The organism is Actinomadura sp. KC345 (assembly GCF_004348515.1).
Lineage (GTDB): Bacteria > Actinomycetota > Actinomycetes > Streptosporangiales > Streptosporangiaceae > Spirillospora.
In genome coordinates, this window is record NZ_SMKH01000264.1 from 1 (window position 1) to 10,891 (window position 10,891).

The window sequence follows — 10,891 nt, forward strand, 5'->3', positions numbered from 1 at the left end:
GCCGTCAGGTGATCTACCGCCTTCCGCACCGAGTCGAGGGTGGCGCGGTCGCGGAGCAGCTGGTCATGGCTTCGGTCGATGGCCGTCAGGGCGTCGTCGAGCCGGTCGTCGTGGACGGCGAGCATGATCTGGCCGCCGGCCGCGTAGCCGTGGGCCGCGACGAGGGACAGGTAGGCGCGCAGCGCCGCCGCGTGCGTCTCGGTGTAGATCCGGTAGCCGCTGCGCGTGCGCTCGGCGGCCGGGACGAACCCGTCGCGCTCGTAGTTGCGGACCGCCTGGGTCGAGATGCCGTGCTCGCGGGCCAGATCAGCGGGTCGCAAGGCTGATCACCGGTTCGGGTCGCGCCACGATCATGGCCATGCGGCAACTCTAGAAGGAAGACCAGCGGAGGGTGGACGCGCCCGCACCGGCCGCGAGCACCCGTGCGAACGCCCGGCTCGGCCGCCGCGACCGAGGACCGCGGACCGGTTCCGTCGGCACCATGGATCCGCCGGCGGCGGCCCGTAGGGTGGGCGGCATGTTGAGGCTTGGGATTCCGGTGATCGGTGTAGACGACATTCCTCGCGCGGTGGCGTTCTGGACGGCCGCGCTGGATCTGGTCGACACCGCCGAGTGGGCGAGTCCGACCTGGAGGACGCTGGACCACGCGGGCGGGTCGGGCCATGCGCTGGGCCTGATGCTCAGCGAGTCGCCCGCCGAGCCGCACCCCCGGATCCATCTCGACCTGTTCGTGGACACGGCGGCCGAGCAGGAGGCCGAGGTCGAGCGCCTGGTCGGTCTCGGGGCGACCAGGGTCGACTGGGATATGTATCCGCCGGAGCCGGACTTCGTCGTCCTCGCCGACCCGGACGGCAACGCCTTCTGCGTGGTGGACCTGAGCAGCGCCCCGTCCGGCTCGGCGTAGGGCGCCCGTGGCCGCCGTGGGCCAACGGACCTCGCCGGACGGCGGGAGGGTGCATGCTGGGCATTCCGTTCGGACGACCACCGGTAGGAGCGCCGCTCAATGCCCATCAGCTTGGACAAGGTCCAGTCGGCCGCGCCCGGTCTCGTCGACCTCTACAAGGCCGCCAAGGTCAATCTCGACAAGCACGGGATCCACGGTGAGCGCGCGGCCGTCTACCTGGTCCTCGACCGGTCCGGTTCGATGCGGCGCTATTACAAGGACGGCACCGTCCAGCATCTGGCCGAGCAGGCGCTCGCGCTGGCGGCGCATCTGGACGACGACGGCGTGGTCCCGGTGGTGTTCTTCGACAAGGGCGCGCACCCCGTGGTGGAGGTCGACCTGACCCGGTACGAGGGCCGGATCAACGAGGAGCACGACCGGCTCGGCCATATGGGGACGACCAATTACGCCGCCGCCATGGAAGCGGTCATCGACCATTACCGGGCCACCGCGCCGGCCGCTCCGGCCTTCGTCATCTTCCAGACGGACGGCTCACCGGATTCCCGGACCAAGGCCGAGAAGGTGCTGTGCGAGTCGTCCACGCTCCCCATCTTCTGGCAGTTCATCGGCTTCGGGGACGACGAGTTCACGTTCCTGCGCAAGCTCGACGACCTGCCCGTCCCGCGCAAGCGCGCAGTCGACAACGCCGCCTTCTTCCCCGCCGGGCCCGATCCGCGCGCCCTCGCCGACAGTGTGCTCTACGACTCCTTGATGGACGAATTCCCGTCCTGGCTCAATGACGTCCGCGCCGCGGGCATCCTGCCCTGACCGACCGGATCCGGACCGCGGGTTTTCGCGACCACCGCATCCGCGGCCGGGACCGCGCGCCCATTCGCATGCGAAAGGCCCGTCCACTCATTCTCAAGGAAGCTGCGAGGGGCGTGGGGCACGTTGGCAGCGGCGTCGACGGGTCTCGTCGCCGCCGTCTGTTGCTTTCGTAAATGGGGTTGGGTATGTCGACCGATCACGTCGATGCCGGCACGAGGGGCGAAGTCACCTTCATCAACAGATTCACCGTCCACGCCGCCCACGAAGAATTCGAGCGGATCTTCGCGGAGGTCTCGCAATTCATGAGGGACAAGGACGGGTTCCTCGGTAACACGCTGTTCCGGAATGTCGACGAACCGCACATCTTCATCAACGTCGCACGGTGGCGTGGCGCCGCGGACTTCCGGAGGGCGGTCGCCGATCCGGCCTTCGCGGCGCACGCCGGGGCGCTGCGCGCCGTGAGCACCAGCGAGCCGGGCCTGTACGCGCCGTGCCTGAGCTTCTCGGCGGTGCCGGCGGGCGGGGAACGCTGATGGACCGTCGCGTGGTCATCACGGGGATCGGAATCGTCGCCCCGAACGCCGTCGGCACCAAGCGGTTCTGGGAACTGCTGGCGGCCGGCCGCACGGCTACCCGGCGCATCACGTTCTTCGACCCCTCCCCGTACCGCTCGCAGGTCGCCGCCGAGTGCGACTTCGACCCGCTGCGGGAGGGCCTGTCCCCGCAACAGGTCCGGCGCATGGACCGCGTCACCCAGCTGGCCATGGTGAGCGCCCGGGAGAGCCTTGAGGACGGCGGGCTCAGCCGCGAGGACCTCGACCCGGCGCGTTGCGGGGTCGTCATCGGCAGCGCGGTGGGATGCACGATGAGTCTTGAGGAGGAGTACGTCGTCGTCAGCGACGGCGGGCGCAAGTGGCTCGTGGACGAGTCGTACGCCGTACCGCACCTGTTCAACCACTACGTCCCCAGCTCGATCGCCGCCGAGGTGGCCTGGGAGGTCGGAGCCGAAGGGCCCGTCCGCACGGTGTCCACCGGCTGCACCTCCGGGCTGGACTCGGTGGGCCACGCGGTCGAGCTGATCAGGGAGGGGTCGGCGGACGTGATGGTGGCCGGGGCGAGCGACGCGCCGATCTCGCCGATCACGACGGCCTGCTTCGACGCCATCAAGGCCACGACGCCCCGCAACGACGATCCCGCGCGGGCGTCCAGGCCCTTCGACCGCACCCGGAACGGCTTCGTGCTGGGCGAGGGCGCCGCGGTCTTCCTCCTTGAGGAACTGGGCCGGGCCCGGCGCCGCGGCGCTCACCTGTATGCGGAGATAGGCGGATTCGCCACGCGCAGCAACGCCTACCACATGACCGGGCTGCGTGCCGACGGACGGGAGATGGCCGAGGCCATCGGCGCCGCGCTGGCCCAGGCCCGCGTGTCCCCTTCGCAACTGGGCTATGTCAACGCGCACGGGTCGGGCACCAAGCAGAACGACCGGCACGAGACGGCCGCGTTCAAGCGCAGCCTGGGCGAGCACGCCTACCGGATCCCGGTCAGCGGAATCAAGTCGATGATCGGCCATTCGCTCGGCGCCATCGGATCGCTGGAGATCGCGGCGTGCGCACTCGCGATGGAGCACGGCGTCGTCCCGCCCACCGCGAACCTGCACGAGCCCGACCCGGAGTGCGATCTCGACTACGTTCCCCTGCACGCCCGTGAGTGGCCCGTGGACGCGGCGCTCACGGTGGGGAGCGGATTCGGCGGCTTCCAGAGCGCCATGGTTCTGGCGAACCCCGAGGGAATCGCGGCATGACCTCCAGCACCGCCACCGTGGTGACCGGGATGGGCGTCGTGGCGCCGACCGGGATGGGCGCCGACCGGCACTGGGACGCGACCGTGCACGGGGAGGCCGGGATCGGGCCGATCACCCGTTTCGACGCCGCGCCGTACACCAGCCGGCTGGCCGGCGAGATCGCCGGGTTCGAGCCCCGGGACCATCTGCCCGGCCGGCTGCTGCCGCAGACCGACCACATGACCCGGCTGGCGCTCGTCGCGGCCGACTGGGCGCTGGCGGACGCCGGTGTCGCTCCCGCCGAGCAGCCCGGCCCCGGGGCCGGCGTGGTCACCGCCAGCTCCGCCGGAGGGTTCGAGTTCGGCCACCGCGAGCTGGAGAAGCTGTGGAGCAAAGGCCCCGAGCACGTCAGCGCGTACCAGTCCTTCGCGTGGTTCTACGCGGTCAACACCGGCCAGATCTCGATCCGGCACGACCTGCGCGGGCCCAGCGGCGTGCTGGTGACCGAGCAGGCCGGCGGGCTCGACGCGCTGGCGCAGGCGCGCAGGCACGTGCGCGACGGCGTCCCGTTCATGGTCGGCGGAGGAGTGGACGGGTCGCCGTGCCCGTGGGGGTGGATCGCCCAGCAGTCGACCGGGCGGCTCAGCACCTCCCGCGACCCCGGCCTGGCCTACCGGCCCTTCGACACCGACGCGGCCGGGCACGTCCCCGGCGAGGGCGGTGCGCTGTTCGTGCTGGAGGACGTCGCGTCGGCTCGGGCCCGCGGTGCGCGAACGGTGTACGGGGAGATCGCCGGATACGCCGCCACCTTCGACCCGCCGCCGGGCGGCGGGCGTCCGCCGGCACTGCGGCGCGCCGCCGAGATGGCGCTCCGCGACGCGGACGTGGAGCCCGGCGAGGTGGACGTGGTGTTCGCCGACGCGGCGGGATCTCCCGATCTCGACGTGATCGAGGCGGACGCGCTGCGGGCGGTCTTCGGCCCCCACGGGGTCCCGGTGACGGCGCCCAAGACGATGACCGGGCGCCTGGGCGCGGGCGGTGCGGCGCTCGACCTGGCGACGGCGTTGCTGGCGATCCGGCACGGCGTGATCCCGCCCACGGTCAACGTCTCCCGTCCCGCACCGCGCTACGAGCTCGACCTCGTGCTGGACGCGCGCACGGCGCCCCTGGCCGTGGCGCTCGTGCTGGCCCGGGGTCACGGCGGGTTCAACGCCGCGATGGTCGTCCGCGGGCCTCGATGAGGCGGGGCCCGGTCAGAGAGGCCCGGAACAGAGAGGCCCGGAACAGAGAGGCAGGTGCCCGTGATGACGGAGCTGACCACCACCCGGATCATGGAGATCATGAGCGAGTGCGCCGGTGAGAGCGAGCTGCCCGTGCCGGTGGAGTCCGATCTCGGTGACGTGACGTTCGAGCACCTCGGTTACGACTCGCTCGCGCTGCTGGAGACCGCCGGCCGCATCGAACGCGACTACGGGGTCCGGCTCGACGACGACCAGGTCACCGAAGCCCGGACGCCACGGGAGCTGCTCGCGCTCGTGAAGGGCGCCGGGGCCGAGGTCGCCTGAGGACCCGGCGCGCAGCGGACGCTCAGGACTGGTTCGCCAGCACCTCGCGAAGAGCGCTGATGACCTTGTCCTGGGTGTCCGGGGGCAGCGCCGGGAACATCGGCAGTGAGAAGATCTCGCCCGCGAGCCGTTCCGTGACCGGCAGGGATCCCGGCCCGTAGCCGAGGTGGGCGAAGCCGGTCATCGTGTGCACCGGCCACGGGTAGCTGATGTTCAGCTCGATGTCGTAGGTCTTCAGCGCCTCGAGGACGGCGTCCCGCCGGGGGTGGCGCACCACGTACACGTAGTACACGTGGTCGTTGCCGGGCGCCGTTTCCGGCAGGATCAGGCCGGTGTCCGCCAAGGCCTCGGCGTAGCGGTCGGCCACGGCGCGCCGCCCGGCGATGTAGTCGCCCATCCTGCGCAGCTTGCGGCGCAGGATCTCCGCGTGCACCTCGTCCAGCCGGCTGTTGTGGGCCGGCGTGGAGACCACGTAGTACCGGTCCTCCATGCCGTAGTAGCGAAGCCGGCGCAGGTTGCGGTCCACCTGGTCGTCGTCGGTGATCGTGGCGCCGCCGTCCCCGTAGGCGCCCAGCACCTTGGTCGGGTAGAACGAGAACGCGGCGGCGTCGCCCATGGTCCCCGCGAGCCGCCCGTGGTGCCGGGCGCCGTGCGCCTGAGCGCAGTCCTCCAGGATCGCCAGCCCGTGCTCGGCGGCCAGCGCTTCCAGCGGCGCCATGTCGACGCACTGCCCGTACAGGTGGACGGGCAGGAGGCAGCGTGTGCGCGGCGTGACGGCGGCCGCCACCTGGCCCGTGTCCATGAGGAAGTTCTCGGGATGCACGTCCACGAACACCGGGGTCGCGCCGACCGCGTCGATGGCCACCACCGTGGGCGCCGCGGTGTTGGAGACCGTGATCACCTCGTCGCCGGGGCCGACCCCGAGGGCCTGGAGGCCCAGCTTGATCGCGTTGGTCCCGTTGTCGACCCCGGTGCAGTGCGCCACACCGTGGTAGCCGGCGAACCCGGCCTCGAACTCCTGGACGCTGCGGCCGAGCACGAGCCGCCCCGAGCCGAACACCGTCTCGACGGCATCGAGGATGTCGTCGCGTTCCGCGGCGTACTCGTCGAGATAATCCCAGACCCGGATCGTCACGAGCTCGCACCACCTTTCCGTGCTTCCGCGTTATCCGTACTGCCTTTGGAATCCAGGAAAATGCGCTCAACTCGTAGCGCTCTCGAAAACACCTCAATAACGCGTCAGCCAGCTTGTCCGGTCCGGCGGAAAGTCCATACCCTGGGGCCATGAAGGGGATAATTCTGGCGGGCGGCACCGGTAGCCGGCTGCATCCCATAACGCTGGCGGTCTCCAAGCAGCTGCTGCCGGTCGGTGACAAGCCGATGATCTACTATCCGCTCTCGGTGCTCATGCTCGCCGATGTCCGCGACATCCTGATCATCACGACACCGGCCGACAGCGAGCAGTTCCAGCAGCTCCTCGGGGACGGGTCGCACCTCGGGCTGACGCTGGACTACGCGACCCAGTCCCGGCCGCGCGGCATCGGCGAGGCCCTGCTCATCGGCGCCGACTTCATCGGTTCCGACGAAGTCGCCCTCGCACTGGGCGACAACATCTTCCACGGAAATTCTTTCTCCGAGCTCCTCCAGCGGGAAATCCGGAACGTGGAAGGCTGCACACTGTTCGGCTATCCCGTCCACGATCCGCAGCGTTACGGGGTCGGCGAGACCGACGGCGACGGGCGGCTTCTCTCCATCGAGGAGAAGCCGGCCAGGCCGCGGTCGAACCGCGCGATCACGGGGCTGTACTTCTACGACAACGAGGCGGTGGACATCGCCAAGAACCTGCGCCCCTCCGCCCGCGGCGAGATCGAGATCACCGACGTGAACCTCGCGTACCTCGAACGGGGGCGGGCCCGGCTCGTCGACCTCGGCCGCGGATTCGCCTGGCTGGACACCGGGACCCCGGAGGCGCTGCTGCAGGCCGGACAGTACGTCCGGACCCTGGAGGAGCGGCAGGGCGTCCGGATCGCCTGCGTCGAGGAGGTCGCCCTGCGCATGGGGTTCATCACCCCCGAGCAGTGCCGGCGGCTCGGAGCCGGAATCGCGGCCTCCGGCTACGGCAGGTACGTCATGGACATGGCCGAGGAACTCGGCGGCGCGCGATGAAAAGGCCCCGGGCCGTCCAACCGGACTCCACGTACTCGGCCGGGCAGCCCGCGTCGGCGAACGCCGACAGGTACTCGTCGAGCGTGAACAGGGTGAGCAGGTCGACCTCGGTGAACTCCGTGATGCCCTTGGCGTCGCCCACCAGGAACCGCACCTCCATGCGGGTCGTCCGCCCCCGCCTGGTCGAGTGGGACATGCGCGCGACGGTGCGCTCCCCGTCGCCCCCGAGGTCCCCCGCGACGTAGCCGTCGATGAACCGGTCCGGGAACCACCACGGTTCGACGACCATGACGCCGCCCGGCACCAGGTGCCGGGCCATGCAGCGGACGGCGGCCCGCATGTCGGCCAGCGTCGGCAGGTATCCGATGGCGGTGAACAGGCACGTCACCGCGTCGAACGTGCGCCCCAGCGAGAAGTCACGCATGTCCAGCGCGTGCAGCGGCACGCCGGGCAGCCTCCGGGCCGCCGCGTCGAGCATCGGCTCCGACAGCTCCAGTCCCTCGGTCCGGCCGAAGTGCGTCCGGAAGGTCTCCAGGTGGGCGCCGGTGCCGCAGGCCACGTCCAGAAGCGAGTCCGCCCCGGGGAGCCTGTCCTTGATGAGGCGCGCGGTGTCCGCCGCCTCGGCCTCCCAGTCCTTGCCGCGGCTGCGGTAGATCAGCTCGTACACCTCGGTGAGCCGAGCGCCGAACATCGTTTCTCCTTCCGGCCCGCTCGCCCGGGTCCCTCGGCCGCCGAGGCCACCGGCTCCTGGGGCGTGCGGGCTACTCGTCGACGAGGGCGACCGCGCGCGTCCAGCCCGCGCCGCCGCCGGTGATCCTCACCGGGAAGCAGGCCACCCGGAAGCCGTGCGGGGCGGGCAGCGCGCCGAGGTTGGCCAGGCGCTCCAGCTGGCAGTACTCGCGCTCCCGTCCCAGGAAGTGCGCGGGCCACAGGACCGAGCGGTCGCCGGTCGCCCGGTAGCGTTCGATGATGTCCGCGAAGGGCGCGTCCAGGCTGAAGGCGTCGGTACCGATCACCCGCACCCCGAGATCGAGCAGCATGCGCGTCGCGGGGCCGTCCAGCCCGGCGAAGTCGGTGAAGTACCGCTTCGTACCGAGGTGGCGCTCGGCCCCGGTGTGCAGCAGGACGATGTCCAGCGGCCGCGGGGTGTAGCCGATCCGGGCCAGCTCCTTCTCCAGCGCCGCCGGCCCGACGGCGCCGGTGCCGGCGTCGGTCAGGTCCAGGACCACGGCCGGGTTGAAGAACCACTCCAGCGGCATCTGGTCGATGTCGCGCGGCACGCCGTCGCCGTAGGACGTCGCCGACCCGTAGTGGGAGGGCGCGTCGACGTGGGTGCCGGTGTGCGTGGTGAGGGTGATCCGGTCGAGCGACAGGAACTCGCCGCCGGGCAGCTCGTCGGGGTCGAAGGCGATCCCGAAGTGCTCGCGCATCTCCTCGCTCATGTGCACGGCGCCCTGGCGGGGCGTCAGGATCTCGTGCCGCACCGGATCGGGTTCATGGAACGAGGCGTCAATGGGCGATGACAAGTCGATGAGCCGCACCCCGCACCCCCGGGCCGTCGATGGCATGACGGCGTCGATCGTCGCCGCCGGCGGCGGAGAACCGGTGGACCCTGGCTCGAAGGGACGCGGCACCGGGGTCCAGCGGCCTTCCATGCCCCTGACGGAGCATGCTCCGTACCACCGGAAGGGAGCCCGACGTGTCCGTCCATACTCAAGGCCCGCCGTTCGTGGAGCTCTACGCCGAGATCCAGGACTTCTACGCCCGGCACATGCATCTCCTGGACGCCGGAGCCGCCGAGGAGTGGGCGCGGACGTTCACCGAGGACGGGGTCTTCGCCGCGCCCTCCCTCGCCGAGCCGGTCCGGGGGCGCGCCGCCATCGCCGCGGGGGTCCGCGCTTCGGCCGCCGAGCTGGCCGAGGCCGGCGAGACCCACCGCCACGTGCTCTGCATGACCGCCCTGGAGCCGGAGCCGGACGGCACGCTCCGCGCGCGGAGCTATGCCCAGATCATCGCCACGCGACATGGCGGGTCGCCCCGCCTCCTCATGATGTGCGTGTGCGAGGACGTCCTCGTTCGCGAGGCGGGAGGGCTGCTGGTGCGCGAGCGCCGCGTGACCCGCGACGACAGGCCGTGACGTCCCGCCCCAGGCGGCATCGACCCCGGTTCGAGGGACCGTTCGTACGGTTCCCCCATGACTGAGAACGATGTCACGCGCGCAGTGATCGTCACCGGCGGCGGCACCGGGATCGGCCGCGCCACGGCACGGGCGTTCGCCGCCCGCGGGGACGGGGTGCTGGTCGTCGGGCGCACCGAGTCCACGCTGGTCGAGACCGCCAAGGACCACGACACGATCCGGGTGCTGGCGGCCGACATCACCGATCCCGCGGTCCCGGAGCACGTCGTGCGGACGGCGATCCGCGAGTTCGGCCGGGTCGACGTGCTGGTCAACAATGCCGCCGCGCTCGGCTACCGGCCCCTGGCCGACCTCGACCGCGGCACGGCCGACCGGCAGCTCGGCACGAACCTCGTCGCCCCGGTCTTCCTCACCCAGAGCGCGCTCGGCGCCCTGGAGGAGAGCCGCGGAACGGTGGTCAACATCAGCTCGGCGGGTGCGCTCGGCCTGCGCACCTGGCCGAACAACAGCCTGTACGGAGCGGCCAAGGCCGCGCTCGACTTCCTGACCCGTACCTGGGCCGTCGAACTCGCGCCGCGCGGCATCCGGGTCGTCGGCCTCGCCCCGGGCGTCGTCGACACCAGGTCCGGCCCGCGGATGGGCCTGACCGATGAACAGTACGAGGGGTTCCTCGCGCAGATCAGTGAGCAGGCCCCGGCCGGGCGGGTCGGCACGCCCGAGGAGATCGCCTGGTGGGTCACCCAGCTCGTCAGCCCGGAGGCCCGCTACGTGACCGGCGCCGTCCTGCCCGTCGACGGCGGCCTCTCCCTCACCTGAGCGACGCCCGGAGTGATGACCCGCGCCGGCGGCGTCCGTGCGGACGCCACCGGCGCACCTGGCGGAACGCTCACAGTCCGCCGGGCCAGTCGGAGTCGTCGCGCAGCAGTGCACGTGCCAGGTTCCTGTAGAAGAGCACGACTCCCTCTTCCTTGGGGCTGAGGTGGCCGCGGGTGGCGAAGCGCGACCCGACCGACCGCTGGACCTGCTCCAGCCCCTTCCGATCCTCGGCGTTGATCATCCCCGCGTACGCCTCGGTCTCCTTGCGGAGCTCGTCCAGGTCCGCGCCGTCCAGCATGGCGGGCGGCATCAGGACCCCGCCGCGCACCTGGGTCCGGTCGATCGCCAGCGGGATGAAGCTGATCCAGATGACCATGTCCCCCGACGCGGCGACGCTCGCGGACGGGAAGGCGTAGAAGTTGTACAGGTGGGCCCTCTCCTCGTCGGTGAGCGGGAGGATCCCCGGTTCCATCGGTTCGGCGAACCGGACGCGCATGACGTCGGCCCACGGCGAGTCGGCGCGGACGGTCGTCTCCGCCCCGGCGGGAGTCGACGGCTGGAGCGTGTTCGGGTGGAAGCCCATCACGTGGTAGTTCTCGTGGGCGTTCTCCACCGCGAGCTTCCAGTTCACCCCCCACTCCTCCACCCAGGAACCGACCTGCACCATCTCCCCCAACCGATAATTGGCCAGCTCCGCACCCACCCGCTCCAGATGC

At 71.1% G+C, this 10,891-nt stretch carries 14 protein-coding genes; 9 read left to right on the plus strand and 5 right to left on the minus strand.

Annotated elements, in window-relative coordinates:
• On the minus strand, positions 1-320 hold a 320-nt coding region (locus E1281_RS31185; RefSeq protein WP_131883298.1), incomplete at its 3' end, for a MerR family DNA-binding transcriptional regulator.
• A 197-nt stretch (positions 321-517) separates the two neighbouring features.
• On the opposite strand from E1281_RS31185, the gene E1281_RS31190 reads away from it, so the two are divergent.
• The 6 genes from E1281_RS31190 (at position 518) to E1281_RS31215 (ending at position 5,056) form a co-directional block, all read left to right on the plus strand.
• Positions 518-904 carry a VOC family protein gene (locus E1281_RS31190; protein ID WP_131883299.1) on the plus strand — a complete coding sequence of 129 codons (387 nt, stop codon included), beginning with the start codon at positions 518-520 and terminating at the stop codon, positions 902-904.
• A 99-nt stretch (positions 905-1,003) separates the two neighbouring features.
• Complete coding sequence (locus tag E1281_RS31195) at positions 1,004-1,711, plus strand: VWA domain-containing protein (protein WP_131883300.1); 708 nt, start codon at positions 1,004-1,006, stop codon at positions 1,709-1,711.
• 185 nt (positions 1,712-1,896) lie between these two features.
• The gene (locus E1281_RS31200; RefSeq protein WP_131883301.1) at positions 1,897-2,244 is read left to right on the plus strand and encodes an antibiotic biosynthesis monooxygenase family protein; all 348 of its coding nucleotides are present in this window, start codon (positions 1,897-1,899) and stop codon (positions 2,242-2,244) included.
• On the plus strand, positions 2,244-3,512 hold the full coding sequence (locus tag E1281_RS31205; RefSeq protein WP_131883302.1) for a beta-ketoacyl-[acyl-carrier-protein] synthase family protein: 1,269 nt from the start codon (positions 2,244-2,246) through the stop codon (positions 3,510-3,512). Before E1281_RS31200 ends, E1281_RS31205 begins: the two co-directional genes overlap by 1 nt.
• Positions 3,509-4,732, plus strand: coding sequence for a ketosynthase chain-length factor (locus tag E1281_RS31210; RefSeq protein ID WP_131883303.1), 1,224 nt, complete (start codon positions 3,509-3,511; stop codon positions 4,730-4,732). Before E1281_RS31205 ends, E1281_RS31210 begins: the two co-directional genes overlap by 4 nt.
• Before the next feature lie 63 nt (positions 4,733-4,795).
• Complete coding sequence (locus tag E1281_RS31215) at positions 4,796-5,056, plus strand: acyl carrier protein (protein WP_131883304.1); 261 nt, start codon at positions 4,796-4,798, stop codon at positions 5,054-5,056.
• Between the two features lie 22 nt (positions 5,057-5,078).
• Here the strand turns inward: E1281_RS31215 and E1281_RS31220 are convergent, their stop codons facing one another.
• Complete coding sequence (locus tag E1281_RS31220) at positions 5,079-6,191, minus strand: DegT/DnrJ/EryC1/StrS family aminotransferase (RefSeq protein ID WP_131883305.1); 1,113 nt, start codon at positions 6,189-6,191, stop codon at positions 5,079-5,081.
• Between the two features lie 149 nt (positions 6,192-6,340).
• Here E1281_RS31220 and rfbA point away from each other — a divergent pair, with 149 nt between their 5' ends.
• On the plus strand, positions 6,341-7,222 hold the full coding sequence (gene rfbA / locus E1281_RS31225; protein WP_131883306.1) for a glucose-1-phosphate thymidylyltransferase RfbA: 882 nt from the start codon (positions 6,341-6,343) through the stop codon (positions 7,220-7,222).
• On the opposite strand, the gene E1281_RS31230 is transcribed toward rfbA, so the two are convergent.
• A complete protein-coding gene (locus E1281_RS31230; protein WP_131883307.1) occupies positions 7,185-7,913 on the minus strand; it encodes a class I SAM-dependent methyltransferase in 729 nt (242 codons plus the stop codon). The genes rfbA and E1281_RS31230 overlap by 38 nt on opposite strands.
• A gap of 70 nt (positions 7,914-7,983) precedes the next feature.
• Entirely contained in the window at positions 7,984-8,790 is an 807-nt protein-coding gene (locus E1281_RS31235; RefSeq protein WP_243717617.1) for a cyclase family protein, read from the minus strand.
• Positions 8,791-8,921: 131 nt separating this feature from the next.
• Here E1281_RS31235 and E1281_RS31240 point away from each other — a divergent pair, with 131 nt between their 5' ends.
• Positions 8,922-9,359 carry a nuclear transport factor 2 family protein gene (locus tag E1281_RS31240; RefSeq protein ID WP_243717618.1) on the plus strand — a complete coding sequence of 146 codons (438 nt, stop codon included), beginning with the start codon at positions 8,922-8,924 and terminating at the stop codon, positions 9,357-9,359.
• A 57-nt stretch (positions 9,360-9,416) separates the two neighbouring features.
• Positions 9,417-10,175 carry an SDR family oxidoreductase gene (locus E1281_RS31245; protein WP_243717619.1) on the plus strand — a complete coding sequence of 253 codons (759 nt, stop codon included), beginning with the start codon at positions 9,417-9,419 and terminating at the stop codon, positions 10,173-10,175.
• 70 nt (positions 10,176-10,245) lie between these two features.
• On the opposite strand, the gene E1281_RS31250 is transcribed toward E1281_RS31245, so the two are convergent.
• Positions 10,246-10,891 (minus strand): SRPBCC family protein (locus tag E1281_RS31250; protein WP_207943596.1); only part of this gene is annotated, 646 nt, incomplete at its 5' end.